Genomic DNA, 15,936 nt, shown 5'->3' with positions numbered 1-15,936 from the left:
GTCTCCAGCCTATTTCTGGCTATTTTTGCAACAGCGCGAGCATACCCGCTTCGTCCAGAACCTTCACCCCCAGCTCTTCTGCCTTGGCGAGCTTGCTGCCAGCCTCTTCACCGGCGATGACGTAGTCGGTCTTCTTCGATACCGAGCCCGACACCTTGGCGCCGGCGGCTTCCAGCATCGCCTTGGCGTCATCGCGCGTGAGGTTGGGCAGCGTGCCGGTCAGCACGACGGTCTTGCCAGCAAGGATGCCCTCTTCCGCCGCCTCGGCCGGCATGACTGCGAGCAGTTCGTTGCGCAGTGCATCAAGCTGCACGAGTTGCGCACGATGATCATGCGCGCCCAGCCATTCGAGCAGCGATGCGGACACGTCCGCCGGTAGGCCGGCCAACTGCCCGGCTTCCACAGCCGCCAGTTGCGCAAGCGTGGGGGCCACCACCGCCAATTGCTTGGCGCGCGTAGCCGTCAACTTGGGCACACCGAGCGTGGCGTACAACTCGGCCGGCTCCAGTTTCTCGCGTAGTTTGGCGTTGGGCGCATGCTCACCCTGGGGGGTGACGCCGGCTTCGAGCAGCGCATCCAACGCCTGCTGATTCTTCGGCTCGGCAAAGAAATCGGCGATGGCCTCCGCCACCGTTGCGCCCACGTCCGGCAACGCCAACAACAACGGCGCCGGCGCACGCCGGATCATGGCCAGACTGCCCAGCCAATCGGCGAGTGTCTTGGCGGTCGATTCGCCTACGTGGCGAATACCCAGCGCAAACAGGAAGCGCGCCAACGGCGGCGTCTTGCTGGCCTGGATACCCTCAAGCAGGTTCTCCGCCCACTTGGTGGCGATCTTGCCGGCGGCAACGGTCTCGGGGGCAGTGTCGCCCCCCCGGCCGTCGCGCTCGTCGGCGCGACGCTTCATCTCGAGAAGGTCTTCGAGCTTGAGCTTGTACAGGTCGGCAATACCGTGCACGTAGTCCAGTTCGACCAGGTTGTCGATATAGCGCTCGCCCAGGCCCTCAATGTCCATCATGCGGCGGCCGGCAAAGTGACGGATCGCTTCCTTGCGCTGCGCCGAGCAGAACAGGCCGCCCGAGCAACGCGCCACCGCTTCGCCCACTTCGCGCACCACATGCGAACCGCATACCGGACAGGTCTTCGGCAACTCGAATGGCGGGTACTTGGGCTGCTGCTGTGAGTTGAACAGGTCGCTGCCCGGCACGTCATCCATTGGACGACGGTCGAGCACCACGCTCACCACCTCGGGGATCACGTCTCCCGCACGACGCACGATCACGGTGTCGCCTACACGCACGTCCTTGCGGCGGACTTCGTCTTCGTTGTGCAGCGTCGCGTTGGTGACTGTCACGCCACCAACAAACACGGGCACCAGACGCGCCACCGGCGTGATGGCGCCCGTGCGGCCAACCTGCACGTCGATCGATTCGACGGTGGTCAATGCTTCCTGCGCCGGATACTTGTGCGCCACCGCCCAGCGCGGCTCGCGCGTGCGAAAGCCCAGTTCGCGTTGCAATGCCAGGTCATTGACCTTGTAGACCACGCCATCGATATCGAACGGCAGGCTGTCGCGCTTGGCACCAATGGCGGCGTGGAATTCGACCAGGCCTTCGCCGCCCTTCACTGCCGCACGCTCCTTGCTGACCGGGAAGCCGAACGCCTGCAGCGCATCGAGCATGCTGGAGTGCGTCTTGGGTAGGCCACTCCAGCCGACCACTTCGCCCAGGCCATAGGCGAAGAACGACAGCGGGCGCTCGGCGGCCATCTTCGGGTCAAGCTGACGCACCGCACCGGCAGCGGTGTTGCGCGGGTTGACGAAGGTTTTGTCGCCGCGCTCACGCTGACGGGCATTGAGCTTCTCGAAATCGTCGCGGCGCATATAGACCTCGCCGCGTACTTCCAACACCTCGGGCACAGACCCGTCCACAGGCGTAAGCCCCAGCGGAATCTGGCGGATCGTCCGGATGTTCTGCGTGACGTCTTCGCCCGTGGTGCCATCACCGCGTGTGGCTGCTTGCAAGAGGAAGCCGCGCTCGTAGCGCAGGCTGATCGCCAGGCCGTCGAACTTCAGCTCAGCCGCGTATTCGACAGGCGGATCGGTCTCATCGAGGCCAAGCTCACGGCGCACGCTGGCATCGAACGCACGGGCACCGTTGGCGGTGGTGTCGGTCTCCGTGCGGATCGACAGCATCGGAATGACATGCCGGACCTGCGCAAACTCCGGCAGGATCGCCCCGCCCACACGGAGCGTAGGGGAGTCGGGTGTTTTCAGTTCCGGATATTCAGCTTCCAGCGCTTCCAACTCACGGTACAACCGGTCGTATTCGGCGTCCGGCACACTGGGCTGGTCGAGCACGTAGTACTCGTGGGCATAGCGGTTGAGCGTGGCGCGCAGCCACGCTGCCCGCGTCTCGGGCCGGTCTTTCGAGGACGGTCCGGACGCGGGTTCTGCGGTCTTGCTCATGGGAAATGGGGAACGCGTCAGTGGCTGAACAAGCGCACCGCGGCGCTGGAACCGGCGGGCACGCCGCGCGATTCAAGCTTGTCGTACAGCACCCGCAGATGCTTCTGAATGGCAACGAAGGACTGCTCCGTCAACGGACGCAGGTTGTCGTCCACCACCTGCGCGCCCATACGCTGCGACAGCGTGTAAGCGTACTCGCAGACCAGCTTGAACGGCTTGGATGCCTCTTCAGCCACTGGCACGTCCAGCAGCAGCGTGATCTGGCGGCCGCCCTTGACGGTCAGGTCATCGCGCAGGAAGTTGGTGTCGCCAAACTGCAGCGTGAACAGCGCGCGCTGCACGCCGTCGGTGCCGGCGTGGTAGCGCGTAAAGCGCGTGCCATCGCGCGAGAGCACCAGGCCATCCTGCGTGGCCACGGTCTGCACGTAGGCAGCCGACCACGGTGCGCCGTCGGAGATCACGCTTACGCCAAGCTGCACGTCGCACTCGGCGGCAAACGCGTCGAGCTCGCGCGCATTGGCGATGGTCTCGTTCATGTCAGGCAACTCGGGCACGGCATCCGCCGCGTCCGACAGTGGGTCGATCGCGTTGATGAACTCCGAGAACTCCAACGCGTTGAGCGGGCCGGTGCGGTTAGCCAGTTGCACAGCCACCTGCAGATCCAGGTAGCGCTGGCCGGCGCGAATGGCTTCCCAGGCGTTTGCCGCGGGATTCAGGCCTTCCACGTGGATCTGCTTGGTCCCTGCGCGGCGGAGCTTGGACAGCGCCGGCAACAGGCGATCGCCCGACACTTCGCGCTCGGGGTGCAACGAAACGATGCAATCGATCAGCGGGTCGATCACGCCGTTGGCAGGCTCCAGCGAGCCTGGTGCAGGCTCGACCACCTCTTCCGCTTGACCCGTTTCAGCAGCTTCCCGCGCAGCCTCTTCGCTGGTGGGTGTGAGTTCAGCGCCGATCACGCCAGCTTCGGTTTCCGCGCTACCGGTGGACGGTGCATGCGGCTGTGATGTGAGGCCGGGTTCCAGTCGCGGCTCGACGCGACCAGCCTCATCTCGCTCGCCACCCAGCGCCGGTTCGTGGCGCTCGTTCCCTGTCCAGCCTTCACCGCGTGGGACCTCGTCAACAGACGGGTTGTAGGCTTCCGGACGGCGTGCCTTTCGAATCTGCCACTGGTTGTAGACCACGATCACCAGTACGAAAACAACACCAGCGCCCAGCAGCGCCATGACCAGGTTGTTGTCTTGCATTTACGCGGCCTCCGCCATGGTCAGTGCGGCATCCATATCCACCGCCACGATCCGGGACACGCCTTGTTCCTGCATGGTCACACCGATGAGCTGTTGCGCCATTTCCATCGCAATCTTGTTGTGAGAAATAAAAACGAATTGGGTCTTGTCAGACATGCGCTTGACCATGTTGGCGTAGCGCTCGGTGTTGGCGTCGTCCAGCGGCGCGTCCACCTCGTCCAGCAAGCAGAATGGGGCCGGGTTCAACTGGAACATCGCAAACACCAGTGCAATCGCCGTCAGCGCTTTCTCGCCGCCCGACAGCAGGTGAATCGTCGAGTTCTTCTTGCCCGGCGGTTGCGCCATCACCTGCACGCCGGCGTCGAGAATCTCTTCGCCGGTCATGATCAGCTTGGCCTGGCCGCCACCGAACAGCGTCGGGAACAGCTCGCCAAAGTGGTGATTGACCTGGTCGAACGTGCCTTGCAGCAGCGAGCGCGTTTCCTGGTCGATCTTGTGGATCGCGTCTTCCAGCGTGGTGATGGCGTCGTTCAAGTCGGCAGACTGCGCATCGAGGAAGCCCTTGCGTTCACGCGCAGCAGCCAGCTCATCCAGCGCAGCCATGTTGACCGGGCCCAGCGCATTGATGGCGTTGTTGATACGCGTGACTTCACCTTGCAGGTACGAGGGCTTGAGGTCGCCCGTCAGACGCTCGGCCAGCGCAGCTTCATCCACGTTGGCGGTGGCGAGCTGCTCGGAGAACTGCTCCTGGTTCAGGCGTGCGGCCTGCTCCTTCAACTGCAGTTCGGTAATGCGGTCGCGCAGCGGTTGCTGGGCGCGTTCAGCGGTCAGGCGCTGCTCATCGAAGGCACGCAACTGGGCCGTCAGTGCATCCAGTTCAATGCGCGCTGCGCCGAGCTTTTCTTCCTTCTCGGCACGGCGCTCCAGCGCTTCCTGCAGGCCCGTGTGCGCGGTCTGCTCGTTGATGGTTTCGAGTTCGGCGCGGGCGTTTTCCAGCGTCAGCACGATCTGCTGTGCTTGATCGCTCGCCACCTGGATGTTGCGCTTCAGTTCTGCAATGCGGTTCTGCAGATTGCGCTCAGCAAAGTGCGCCTCCTGTGCGCCGCGCTCCTGATCGCGCAAGGCATTCCGCGCATCGCTCAGGCGAACCTCGAGCGCCTCGAACGCCTGCTGGTTGTCTTCAAAGCGCGCCTGCAGATCGGCGAGTGCCGCGTCGTGCTGCTCGAAGGTCGCTTCGGATTCGGCACGGATGGCGCGCTGCTCTTCGATCTGTGCGCGGATCTCTTCCAGCTCGCTGTCGATCTGGCCGCTGCGGGCGTTGTAGCGCTCCATGGCCTGCGAGAGCTTGAGCACGTCCATCTGCAGCACGTGCACACGGCGCGTGGCCTGATCGGCGCGGGCCCGCACATGCAGCAGTGCCTGGCTGGCCTGGGTGTAGGCCGCATCTGCACGCACAGCGGCGCTCTTGGCCTCATCCGACAGCAGCATCTGCGCACGCACCTGCTTCTGCAGGTTCTCGATTTCCTGCGCGCGGGCCAGCATGCCGGCCTGCTCGGAATCGGGCGCATACAACTGCACCGATGAACGGCCGATCAAGTGCCCGGCCTTGACGACGAACGTACCGCCTTCCGGCAGCGTCGGACGCTCGGTGAGCGCGGCCTGCATGTCGTCAGCGATGTAGACGTCGGCCAGCCAGTCTTGCAGCACGGCGCGGATGCCTGGCTCGGTCACCTGCAGCAGCGACATCAGCGGACGCAGCCCGGCCGGCGCCTCCACCGGACGCGCAGCTGGCGGCGGCGCATAGAACGCCAGCTTGGCGGGCGGCGCGTCAGCGGCAAACGCCTTGATCCAATCGAGGTTGGAAACCTCCAGCGCGCCGAGCTTCTCGCGTAGCACGGCTTCGAGCGCGGGCTCCCAGCCCTGCTCGATCTGTAGCTTCTTCCAGAAGCGCGGCAGTTCGCTCAGTTCATGCTTGGCCAGCCACGGCTGGACCTTGCCGTCGGTCTGCACGTTCTCCTGCAACTGCTTGAGCGCGGCAAGACGGGCTTCCAGGCTGGCGATGGCGGCGGCTTCCGCTTGCACGCGCTCCTGCGCGGCGCGGCGCGCCTCGTCGAGCTGCGGAAGCTGCGTCTCGGCGTCTTCCAGCGCGGCCTGCGCTTCGGCCAGCACCTCTTCCTGTTCGGCCAGCTCGGCGCGCAGTGTTTCGAGCTGCACGTCGTCCGGCCTGTCGAGACCGGAGGATTCCTGCGACAGACGTTCGCGGCGCTGCTGCAGTTGCAGCAAGGCCTGATCGGCGTTGCGCTGGTGCGCGGCTTCTAGCTTGAGCGCCTGCTCCGATTGCAGGATGGCGGCGCGCTGGTCGTTCAGCGCGGTCTGCGCATCGCGCCATTGGGCCTCCAGGCTAGGCAGCTCGTCGGACTTGCGAGCGACTTCCTCGGCCGCCTGCGCAGCGCGCTCCTCGGCCATGGCGAGCTCTTCTTCGGCGGCGGCCAGGTCTTCCTGCGCCTGATCGCCCTGCGTGTGCCATTGATCCTGCTGCGCGGTCAGCGTGGCGATCTGCTGCTGGATGCGGTTGCGCGACTCCACCACGTAGCGGATCTCGGCTTCCAGGCGGCTGACTTCGGCGTTGGCCTCGTACAGCGCGCCCTGTGCGGCGTGCATGGCGTCGGACGATGCGTAGTGCGCAACGCGCATCGTTTCCAGCTCAGCCTCGATGTGGCGCAACTGCGCGGTCTGCGCTTCGAGATCGATCTGCGCCTGTTCGATGGCGCGCTGATGGCGCTCCTGCTCGCCTTGCGCCTCGCGCTTGCGCAACAGCCACAGCAGATGCTGCTTTTCTTCGCCGTCGGCCTGCAGAGCCTGGAAGCGCTGCGCAACTTCAGCCTGGCCTTCAAGCTTCTCGAGGTTGGTGCCGAGTTCGCGCAGGATGTCTTCCACGCGGGTCAGGTTCTCGCGCGTGTCGGACAGGCGGTTTTCGGTTTCGCGGCGGCGTTCCTTGTACTTGGACACGCCCGCAGCTTCTTCCAGGAAAATGCGCATGTCATCGGGCTTGGCCTCGATGATGCGCGAGATCATCCCCTGCCCGATGATGGCGTAGGCGCGCGGGCCCAGACCCGTGCCGAGGAAGATGTCCTGGATGTCGCGGCGGCGCACCGCCTGGTTGTTGATGAAGTACGACGAGGTGCCATCGCGGCTCAGGACGCGCTTGACCGCCACTTCGGCGTACTGGCTCCACTGGCCAGCGGCGCGGCCTTCGGCATTGTCGAACACGAGTTCGACGCTGGCCCGGCCAGCGGGCTTGCGCTGCGTGGAGCCGTTGAAGATGACGTCCTGCATCGATTCGCCGCGCAGTTCCGCAGCGCGTGATTCGCCGAGCACCCAGCGCACGGCATCGATGATGTTGGATTTACCGCAACCGTTCGGGCCGACGATGCCGACGAGCTGGCCCGGAACATGGAAATTGGTCGGATCGACGAAAGACTTGAAGCCTGCGAGCTTGATCGAGGAGAGGCGCACGTTGAGGTCGTCTCGAAGGGATCAGTAAGAGTGATGAAGCGGGCGCCCGAGACTTGCGCTGTCGCAATCACGTCAACGCCACGGGGCGCGGGATTGCAAGGCGCGCGCCGGGGGCGCGGATGGCGTCATCATACCATCGGGCACCCGGGCTCCAGCCAATACGAATGGCACAAAAATGGACGAAATTTGCGATCCCAGAAGGCAAATTGCTGAGGATTTGTCAGCAATTTCACCTTTCGGACATGCCGACATCAATCCGGCCTGCGCGTGCGGGAAATATCCGGGCTGGCTAGCCACTCCAGCAATGCCTGGTGCAGCGCAGCAGCGTCCTGAATTTGTGGCGCATGGCCCGCATCCGGAAATTCCACCAGCGTCGCACGCGGAATGGCCTTGGCAGTCGCCCGACCCAGTTCCGGGTAGTTGCCCAGGCGGGCGCGCACTTCCGGCGGCGCAGTGTCTTTGGCGATGGCGGTGGTGTCCTTCTGGCCGATCAGCAGCAGTGTCCAAGGGCGCACTTGGCCGAATTCGTACACCACGGGCTGCGTGTAGATCATGTCGTACAGCAGCGCCGAGTTCCACGCCACCAGGTCCCGCCCCGGGCCGCGGTACATGCCGGCCAGCATCTGCACCCAGGGTTCGTAGTCCGCACGCCATTGGCCCGCGTAGTACGTGGATTGCTCGTACGCGCGAATACGCTCGGCGTTGGTCTGCTTCTCGCGCGCAAACCATTGGTCGACCGTCATGGATGGCACACCCTTGGCCTTCCAGTCTTCCAGGCCGATCGGGTTGATCATCACCAGCCGCGAAACTTCGGTCGGATACATCAGCGCATAGCGCGTGGCCAGCATGCCGCCGGTCGAGTGGCCGATCACGATGGCCTGCTGAATGCCCAGCGAGGCCAGCAGCGCGTGCGTGTTACTCGCCAGTTGCTGGAACGAATACTGATACGCACGCGGCTTGCTCGATTTGCAGAAGCCAATCTGGTCCGGCGCGATCACGCGATAGCCGGCGCCCGTTAACGCCTGGATCGTGCCTTCCCAGGTGGCCGCGCAAAAATTCTTGCCGTGCAGCAGCACTGCGACCTGGCCGTTGGCCTGCTCGGGCTTGATGTCCAGATAGGCCATCTCCAGCGCGTTACCCTGGGATTCGAACTTGAACAGGTGGACGGGTGCCGGATAGTCGAAGCCCTCCAGCCGGGGGCCATATGCGGGGCCGTTCTCAGCAGCAGGTGCGGCTTGGGCGGACACACCCGACATTGCCAAGGCGGCAACCAGCGCAACGGAAATCAAACGAAGCGACATCAACCCACTCCTTGATGGATTCGTGAAACGCCTGCGCGCTACTTGCGCCGCGACAGGCCCGACAGCGCGCCCGCCAGGATGATGCAGGCACCGCCCACCATTTCCTGCATCGACAAGCGCTCAGACGTAAGCAGCGCCGACGACACGGCCGCCACCACAATCTCGAACAGCATCAGCAGCGCGGCGCGATTGGCCGGCAGCCGCTGCAAACCGCGCTGCACCATGGCATTGCCGCCCACCAGCACACATGCCATACCGAGCAGCAGCATCCATGTGTTGGGTTGCGCGATTGCGGCGGGCATCGCCTGCACACCGTCGAGCAGAACTGCCGCCGGCAAGCCCACCAGGGCAGAACCGGTAAAGACGACCACGGTACGCATTTCCGGCCGCATGGTCGGGTGACGCTGCCCCGCCAGGCGCGAGAGCACGTTGTTACACGCGAAAGCCAAGCCGGCAATCAACCCCGCCCATTCCGCCGCCGAACCCGGCCACGGCGTACCGGCCCGCCCCGACCACAACATCAGCATGGCTCCCGACAAGGCCAATGCGAGCAAAATACCGCCGCGCAGCCCCAGGCGCTCATGCAGCCAAAAGCGCGCCAGCAGCGCCGTCCACACTGGCGTGAGATAGAACAGCAGCAGCACACGCATGACCGTGCCGTGCACCGTGCCCCAGACGAAGCCTGCATTGGTGATGCCCGCTGCCAGCCCCAGCGCTGGGATCACCCAAGACCATTGGAAAGTGGGAAAGTGCCGCCGCAGCACCACGGCCGCGATCACGGCGGCCACGGCACCCGTCACCGAAGAGGCCAGCATGCTGCCCAGTCCCCAGCCAGCGAGCAGGCGGTACGGATACCAGGAAATCCCCCAGACCGAGGCACCCACGAGGATGAACAGTGCCGCCGTCCATTGCGGCTCGTGATGGGTGGCGCCGTCTGCTGAGGGCGCCGAAGAGGCAATCGTTGTCATGAATCCAATAAAAAACGGCGGAAAACCGCCGCTTCCTGCAATGTCCGAGGTGACCCATCCGGTGGCCAACACACGTTGGCCGCGCAGTTAGCCGTATAATTTCGGGCTCCGCCCGCAAGCGCCGAGCTTGCTCACCCAACCCGCCCCGCACCGTGAATCCGCGCCTGTCCGCCCTGCAGCCGTATCCGTTCGAAAAACTGAAAGCGCTCGTCAAGGACGTGACGCCCAGCGCCGCGCATACGCCGATCAGCTTCGGCATCGGCGAACCCAAGCACCCGACGCCTGCGCTCATCAAGGATGCGCTCGTCGCCGCGCTCGGCGGGCTGGCGAATTATCCCACGACGCTGGGTTCCGATGCACTGCGACAGTGCATCGCCGCATGGCTGGAGCGCCGCTACGGCCTGCCGAAGGTCGATCCGGCCACCGAGGTCATCCCCGTCAACGGTTCGCGCGAGGCGCTGTTCTCGTTCGCGCAGACCGTGATCGACGGCAGCAAGCCCGGTGCCCGCGTGCTGTGCCCGAACCCGTTCTATCAGATCTACGAAGGATCGGCCCTGCTGGCTGGCGCGACGCCGCTGTTTGCCAACAGCAACCCGGCGCGTAACTACGCGCCCGACTTCGATTCGATCACGCCCGAGGAATGGCGCAACGTGCAGCTCGTCTTCGTGTGCAGCCCGGGCAACCCGACCGGCGCCGTGCTCACGCTGGAAGACTGGAAGCAGCTCTTCGCGCTGTCGGACGAATACGGCTTCATCATCGCGTCGGACGAGTGCTACTCCGAAATCTATTTCGACGAGGCCAACCCGCCGCTGGGCGCGCTGCAGGCGGCGCACCAACTGGGCCGCGGCTTTGATCGGCTGGTGATGTTCTCCAGCCTGTCCAAACGCTCCAACGTGCCGGGCATGCGCTCGGGCTTCGTGGCGGGTGACGCCAAACTGCTCAAGGCCTACCTGCTGTATCGCACGTATCACGGCAGCGCGATGAGCCCGTCAGTGCAATCCGCTAGCATCGCCGCATGGAACGACGAGGCCCACGTGCGCGACAACCGCGCGCAGTACGTCAAGAAGTTCCAGCAAGTCACGCCGATGCTGGCCGAGGTGCTGGACGTGGCCCTGCCTGACGCGGCCTTTTACCTGTGGGCCAACGTCAAGCGCACGGGCCTGTCGGACACCGAATTCGCACGCCAGCTGCTGGCTGCCAAGAACGTCGCCGTGCTGCCGGGCAGCTACCTCGCCCGCGAGGCGCACGGCACGAACCCTGGCCAGGACTACGTGCGCATTGCCCTCGTGGCCGGCGTGGACGAATGCCTGGAAGGCGCGCGCCGCATTGTCGAGTTTTGCCAGCAACGCTGATCCCCTACCCCTTTTTCGAATCTTTCCTAGAGCCAACAAGCCATGACGCAACAACTGCAATCCCTGATCGATCAAGCGTGGGAAGACCGCGCCAACCTGTCGCCCAAGGCCGCTCCGGCCGATGTCCGCGAAGCTGTGGCCAACGTGATCGGCCAGCTCGACAAGGGCGCGCTGCGCGTGGCCGAGAAGAAGGACGGCGAGTGGATCGTCAACCAGTGGATCAAGAAGGCCGTGCTGCTGTCGTTCCGCCTGGAAGACAACGCGCCGATGGCTGCTGGCGGCTTCACGCAGTTCTACGACAAGGTGCCGAGCAAGTTCGCCAACTACACGGCCGAAGACTTTGCCGCGGGTGGCTTCCGTGTGGTGCCGCCGGCCGTGGCGCGCCGTGGTTCGTTCATCGCCAAGAACGCTGTGCTGATGCCGTCGTACGTGAACATCGGTGCCTATGTGGATGAAGGCACGATGGTCGACACGTGGGCCACCGTCGGTTCGTGCGCGCAGATCGGCAAGAACGTGCACCTGTCGGGCGGCGTGGGCATCGGCGGCGTGCTGGAGCCGCTGCAGGCCAACCCGGTCATCATTGAAGACAACTGCTTCATCGGCGCGCGTTCGGAAGTGGTGGAAGGCGTGATCGTGGAAGAGAACTCGGTGATCTCCATGGGCGTGTACCTGGGTCAGTCGACCAAGATCTACGACCGCGAAACCGGTGAAGTCAGCTACGGCCGCATCCCGGCAGGCTCGGTGGTGGTGGCGGGCAACCTGCCGAGCAAGGACGGCACGCACAGCCTGTACTGCGCCGTGATCGTCAAGAAGGTCGACGCCAAGACGCGCGCCAAGGTTGGCCTGAACGAGCTGCTCCGTGGCGACTAAGGGCGACTAAGCCGGAACGGCTGGCGTGTCGTGTAGTCTGACCGGCACGCCAACCAACCTGAACGCAGCATGTCCGGAAAATTCGACAAACTGCGCCAACGCATCATGGGTCTTGATCCGAACACCATCGGTACTGTCTTGTCGTTGCTGCCCACCATCCTGGAGCAGGCGAACAAGACCATCGACAAGTTCAAGAACCGCAAGAAGACCGGCACCGAACCTGCTCGTACGGACAGTGCCGCGTCCGACCCGAATACCCAGACTGCACGTATTGCCGAGCTGGAAGCGGCGATCCTGCAGCAGGCCGAATCCGTCAAGCTGCTCGCCGAGCAGCACGCCATCACCATCGACGCCCTGCGCAACGAAGCCGCGCGGCTCGAACGGCGCCTGAAGCGCATGACTTGGCTGGCCGCCATCGGTTTTGTGCTGGCCATCGCAGCGCTCATCGTCGCCACCCAACATTGACACCATGACGACCCTGCACGGCATTCCCAACTGCGACACCGTGAAGAAAGCCCGCACGTGGCTCGAATCGAACGGCGTTGCGTACACGTTCCACGATTTCAAGAAACAGGGCGTAAGCGCCGATATGCTGGCCGGTTGGCTCAAGCATGTGCCGCTCACGACGTTGCTCAACCGCAAGGGCACCACGTGGCGCGCGCTGTCGGATGCCGACAAGGCGCGTGCAGAGGACGAAGCCGGCGCCATCGAACTGATGCAAGCCAACCCGTCGCTGATCAAGCGGCCGGTGTTGGTGCACGGCAAGAGCGTCAACGTCGGTTTCTCGGCGGACCAGTACGCCGGCCTGTTCTAACCCAAACAACATCACCGTGACCGACATGTCGCCCACGCTTGCCCTCACTGAAGACCTGATCCGCCGCCGCTCCGTCACGCCCGAAGACAAGGGCTGCCAGGACGTGCTGATCGAACGCCTGACCGCCGCCGGCTTCACATGCGAAACCGTGGTCAGCGGCCCGGACCACTTTCGCGTGACCAACCTGTGGGCCGTCAAGCGCGGCACGGCAGGCACCGCAGGCAAGCTGCTCGTCTTCGCGGGCCACACCGATGTGGTGCCCACCGGCCCCGTCGAACAATGGCACTCCGATCCGTTCGAGCCCACGCACCGTGATGGAAAGCTCTACGCGCGCGGCGCGGCGGACATGAAGACGTCCATCGCCGGCTTCGTGGTCGCGTCGGAAGAATTTGTCGCCAAGCACCCGGACCACGCCGGCTCAATCGGTTTCCTGATCACCAGCGATGAAGAAGGCCCGGCGCACGACGGTACCGTCAAGGTGTGCGACCTGCTGCGCGCACGCGGCGAACGCCTCGACTACTGCGTGGTCGGCGAGCCGACGTCGGTGTCCACGCTCGGCGACATGGTCAAGAACGGGCGACGCGGTTCGCTGTCGGGCAAGCTCACGGTGAATGGCGTGCAGGGCCACATCGCGTATCCGCATCTGGCCAAGAACCCGATCCACCTGGCTGCGCCCGCGCTGGCGGAACTGGCCGCCGCCACCTGGGACAACGGCAACGAATACTTCCCGCCGACGACGTGGCAGATGTCGAACATTCACGGCGGCACGGGCGCGACGAACATCATCCCGGGCCACGTCACCATCGACTTCAACTTCCGCTTCTCGACGGCCAGCACGCCGGACGGCCTGAAGGCACGTGTGCACAGCATCCTCGATGCGCACGGCCTCGACTACAAACTCGACTGGACGCTGGGCGGCGAGCCCTTCCTGACCGAGCGCGGCGACCTGTCCGAAGCGCTCGCTTCCGCCATCCAGGCCGAGTGTGGCGTGACCACCGAACTGTCGACCACCGGCGGCACCTCGGACGGCCGCTTTATCGCCAAGATCTGCCCACAGGTGATCGAATTCGGCCCGCCAAACGCGAGCATCCACAAGATCGACGAGCACGTGGAGGTGGCCTTTATCGAGCCGCTGAAGAACGTGTATCGCCGCGTGTTGGAAACGTTGATCGCTTGATGGCCCGCAACGTCGAGATCAAGGCGCGAGTACGCGACGTAGTGGCGCTGCTGGAACGCGCCGCCGCCATCGCGGATTCGGGCCCCGAGCGTATCGACCAGGACGACACCTTCTTCGCCTGCGCGAATGGGCGCCTCAAGTTACGACAGTTTTCGCCTGAACGCGGTGAGCTGATCCACTACTTCCGCGCCAACAGCACCGGCCCGCGCGTGTCCAGCTACAACATCGTGCCGACCACCGCGCCCGATGCCTTGCGCGACACGCTGGCCGCTGCCATCGGCACCGCCGGCCGCGTCATCAAGGTGCGGCAGTTGTATCTCGCCGGCCAGACGCGTATTCACGTCGATGCCGTCAAAGACCTCGGCGATTTCGTCGAACTTGAAGTCGTGCTGCGCGATGACCAATCCGAGGATGACGGCGTGGCCATCGCCCATCAACTGATGCATGCCCTCGGCATTGCCGAGACCGACCTGCTCGACGTGGCCTACGTCGACCTGCTCGCTGCCAAACAACACTGAGCCAAACATGACCGCCCACACCCTCCCCGCCTCCCACCCCTTCACCACGGTGCGCGACCTGCTGCGCTACGCCGTGTCGCGCTTCACCGCTGCCGGCCTCGTCTTCGGCCACGGCAGCGAGAACGCCTACGACGAAGCCGCCTACCTGATCCTGCACACGCTACATCTGCCGATCGACACGCTGGAACCATTCATGGACGCGCGCCTGCTGCCCGAGGAAGTGGCCGCCGTGCTCAAGGTCATCGAGCGCCGCGCCGTCGACCGCGTGCCCGCCGCCTACATCACGCACGAGGCGTTCATGCACGGCATGCGCTTCTACGTGGACGAACGCGTGATCGTGCCGCGCAGCTTCATTGGTGAATTGCTGGAAGAAGGCCTGGAACCGTGGATCGACCAGGAAGACGGTCCGACTGACGTACTGGAGTTGTGCACCGGCTCCGGCTGCCTGTCGATCCTGGCGGCGCTGCAATGGCCGAATGCGACGATCGATGCGGTGGACCTATCGCCGGATGCCTTGGTGGTGGCCAACCGCAACGTCGACGAATACAAGTTGGAAGACCGCATCCGCCTGCACGAAGGTGATCTGTATGCGCCACTGGCTGCGGGCGTGCACTACGACGTGATCCTGACGAACCCGCCGTATGTGAATGAAACCTCGATGCAGGCGCTGCCGCCTGAGTACCTCGCCGAGCCACGCATGGCCCTGGCTGGTGGCAATGACGGCATGGACATCGTGCGCCGCATCCTGGCCGATGCGCCGCGCCACCTGAAGCCGCATGGCGTGCTGGTGGTGGAGATTGGCAATGAGCGCGAGAACGTCGAAGCGGCGTTCCCCGATCTTGATCTGGTCTGGCTGCCGACCAGCGCGGGCGAAGACCAAGTCTTCTTGGTCACGCGCGAGGCGCTGTAGGCGCACGGCGTTTCGGACTCGACATTTCAGGTTCGGAACGCGGCACTTGAGGTTCAGGAACACCAGACGCCGGGCTCAAAGCTCGGCGTTTTGCGTTCCAGACGCCGTGGTTGCGGCTCCGGACTCGGTGCGTGGAGTTCTGAACCTCGGGGGGCTGCGTTCGGAACCTCGCATTCCCTGTTCAAGGCCCCGTGATTGCTGTTCAGAACCTCACGTTCGGCGTTCGGAACGCGATGCGTCGAGGGCAACACGCGGAGGAAGCCGGTGCTGACTCGCGGGGCTTAGGACCGCACCTCATCGCACGCGTCTTTCACGACGCAGATGGAAAAGCGCTTATCGAAAACCTGGCCGCTCGGGCAGTGGTCGAAGACAGCTTGCGACTGGGCGTCGCAGGTGGCGTAGGCCGTGGTGCAGTTGGTGCGTACGGGCTGGTTGGGGCCGCGGTTCGTGCCGTCGTCGATCATGAAGCGGGCCGATGGTGACGGGCATTTGAATTCGGCGGCGGCCTTGGCCAGGGCGGCGGCGGCTTTTTCGGCTTTGGTGGTCTGCGGTGTGGGCGGGCTGGACGGGGATGGGTGGCGGTCGCAGGCCGTTACCGTTATTGCTAGCGCACACAGCAGCGTAGTGAGTGTGAGTGCGCGGGTCATGGGGGGCTCCTTCGGGGTTGGATATCCTGAAGTTTACGCTGGGGGGCGCGTTTTTGGTCCATCTCTGTTTCGTCCCCTGCCGGGGCCGACCTACTTTCTTTGTCTTGCCAAAGAAAGGTAGGCAAAGAAAGGACGCGCCCGACGATGGC

Annotated in this window: 13 protein-coding genes; 7 read left to right on the top strand and 6 right to left on the bottom strand. The window is 64.5% G+C overall.

Features of this window, described 5'->3' with window-relative positions:
• Positions 1–19 precede the first annotated feature (19 nt).
• The 5 genes from ligA to C404_RS39885 form a co-directional block, all read right to left on the bottom strand.
• The gene (gene ligA / locus C404_RS39905) at positions 20–2,467 is read right to left on the bottom strand and encodes an NAD-dependent DNA ligase LigA (protein ID WP_021194370.1); all 2,448 of its coding nucleotides are present in this window, start codon (positions 2,465–2,467) and stop codon (positions 20–22) included.
• Between the two features lie 17 nt (positions 2,468–2,484).
• Positions 2,485–3,714: a cell division protein ZipA C-terminal FtsZ-binding domain-containing protein gene (locus C404_RS39900; protein WP_021194369.1), complete on the bottom strand. Its 1,230-nt coding sequence runs from the start codon at positions 3,712–3,714 to the stop codon at positions 2,485–2,487.
• Positions 3,715–7,230, bottom strand: a complete 3,516-nt coding sequence (gene smc / locus C404_RS39895; RefSeq protein WP_021194368.1) for a chromosome segregation protein SMC — start codon at positions 7,228–7,230, stop codon at positions 3,715–3,717. It abuts the gene before it with no gap.
• Positions 7,231–7,481: 251 nt separating this feature from the next.
• Complete coding sequence (locus C404_RS39890; RefSeq protein WP_021194367.1) at positions 7,482–8,531, bottom strand: alpha/beta fold hydrolase; 1,050 nt, start codon at positions 8,529–8,531, stop codon at positions 7,482–7,484.
• A 38-nt stretch (positions 8,532–8,569) separates the two neighbouring features.
• The gene (locus C404_RS39885) at positions 8,570–9,499 is read right to left on the bottom strand and encodes a DMT family transporter (protein ID WP_021194366.1); all 930 of its coding nucleotides are present in this window, start codon (positions 9,497–9,499) and stop codon (positions 8,570–8,572) included.
• A gap of 152 nt (positions 9,500–9,651) precedes the next feature.
• Between C404_RS39885 and dapC the strand changes: the two genes are divergently transcribed.
• The 7 genes from dapC to prmB all read left to right on the top strand — a co-directional run bounded on the left by dapC (position 9,652) and on the right by prmB (position 15,140).
• Positions 9,652–10,851, top strand: a complete 1,200-nt coding sequence (dapC, locus tag C404_RS39880) for a succinyldiaminopimelate transaminase (protein ID WP_021194365.1) — start codon at positions 9,652–9,654, stop codon at positions 10,849–10,851.
• Between the two features lie 42 nt (positions 10,852–10,893).
• Entirely contained in the window at positions 10,894–11,721 is an 828-nt protein-coding gene (dapD, locus tag C404_RS39875; protein WP_021194364.1) for a 2,3,4,5-tetrahydropyridine-2,6-dicarboxylate N-succinyltransferase, read from the top strand.
• A 69-nt stretch (positions 11,722–11,790) separates the two neighbouring features.
• Positions 11,791–12,186 carry a membrane protein gene (locus C404_RS39870; protein WP_021194363.1) on the top strand — a complete coding sequence of 132 codons (396 nt, stop codon included), beginning with the start codon at positions 11,791–11,793 and terminating at the stop codon, positions 12,184–12,186.
• A gap of 4 nt (positions 12,187–12,190) precedes the next feature.
• Positions 12,191–12,535, top strand: coding sequence for an arsenate reductase (locus C404_RS39865; protein ID WP_021194362.1), 345 nt, complete (start codon positions 12,191–12,193; stop codon positions 12,533–12,535).
• Between the two features lie 25 nt (positions 12,536–12,560).
• Positions 12,561–13,712, top strand: a complete 1,152-nt coding sequence (dapE, locus tag C404_RS39860; RefSeq protein WP_021194361.1) for a succinyl-diaminopimelate desuccinylase — start codon at positions 12,561–12,563, stop codon at positions 13,710–13,712.
• Positions 13,712–14,230 (top strand): class IV adenylate cyclase, encoded by a 519-nt coding sequence (locus C404_RS39855; RefSeq protein ID WP_021194360.1) that lies wholly within the window; start codon positions 13,712–13,714, stop codon positions 14,228–14,230. The genes dapE and C404_RS39855 overlap by 1 nt, the downstream gene beginning before the upstream one ends.
• Positions 14,231–14,237: 7 nt before the next feature.
• Positions 14,238–15,140, top strand: a complete 903-nt coding sequence (prmB, locus tag C404_RS39850) for a 50S ribosomal protein L3 N(5)-glutamine methyltransferase (protein ID WP_021194359.1) — start codon at positions 14,238–14,240, stop codon at positions 15,138–15,140.
• Between the two features lie 281 nt (positions 15,141–15,421).
• Here prmB and C404_RS39845 read toward each other — a convergent pair whose 3' ends face one another.
• Positions 15,422–15,787 carry a chitin-binding domain-containing protein gene (locus C404_RS39845; protein ID WP_021194358.1) on the bottom strand — a complete coding sequence of 122 codons (366 nt, stop codon included), beginning with the start codon at positions 15,785–15,787 and terminating at the stop codon, positions 15,422–15,424.
• Between the last annotated feature and the right edge of the window lie 149 nt (positions 15,788–15,936).

The organism is Ralstonia sp. AU12-08 (genome assembly GCF_000442475.1).
Lineage (GTDB): Bacteria > Pseudomonadota > Gammaproteobacteria > Burkholderiales > Burkholderiaceae > Ralstonia > Ralstonia insidiosa.
Note: the sequence above shows the minus strand (reverse complement) of the source record. Positions and strands in the feature narration are given on the sequence as shown.

Excerpts from the sequence above, each read along its gene's own strand:
- C404_RS39865 (WP_021194362.1), top strand. The coding sequence starts at position 12,191 with ATGACGACCCTGCACGGCATTCCCAACTGCGACACCGTGAAGAAAGCC.
- dapE (WP_021194361.1), top strand. The coding sequence starts at position 12,561 with ATGTCGCCCACGCTTGCCCTCACTGAAGACCTGATCCGCCGCCGCTCC.
- prmB (WP_021194359.1), top strand. The coding sequence starts at position 14,238 with ATGACCGCCCACACCCTCCCCGCCTCCCACCCCTTCACCACGGTGCGC.
- C404_RS39900 (WP_021194369.1), bottom strand. The coding sequence starts at position 3,714 with ATGCAAGACAACAACCTGGTCATGGCGCTGCTGGGCGCTGGTGTTGTT.
- C404_RS39890 (WP_021194367.1), bottom strand. The coding sequence starts at position 8,531 with ATGTCGCTTCGTTTGATTTCCGTTGCGCTGGTTGCCGCCTTGGCAATG.
- C404_RS39870 (WP_021194363.1), top strand. The coding sequence starts at position 11,791 with ATGTCCGGAAAATTCGACAAACTGCGCCAACGCATCATGGGTCTTGAT.
- dapD (WP_021194364.1), top strand. The coding sequence starts at position 10,894 with ATGACGCAACAACTGCAATCCCTGATCGATCAAGCGTGGGAAGACCGC.
- C404_RS39885 (WP_021194366.1), bottom strand. The coding sequence starts at position 9,499 with ATGACAACGATTGCCTCTTCGGCGCCCTCAGCAGACGGCGCCACCCAT.
- ligA (WP_021194370.1), bottom strand. The coding sequence starts at position 2,467 with ATGAGCAAGACCGCAGAACCCGCGTCCGGACCGTCCTCGAAAGACCGG.
- C404_RS39845 (WP_021194358.1), bottom strand. The coding sequence starts at position 15,787 with ATGACCCGCGCACTCACACTCACTACGCTGCTGTGTGCGCTAGCAATA.
- C404_RS39855 (WP_021194360.1), top strand. The coding sequence starts at position 13,712 with ATGGCCCGCAACGTCGAGATCAAGGCGCGAGTACGCGACGTAGTGGCG.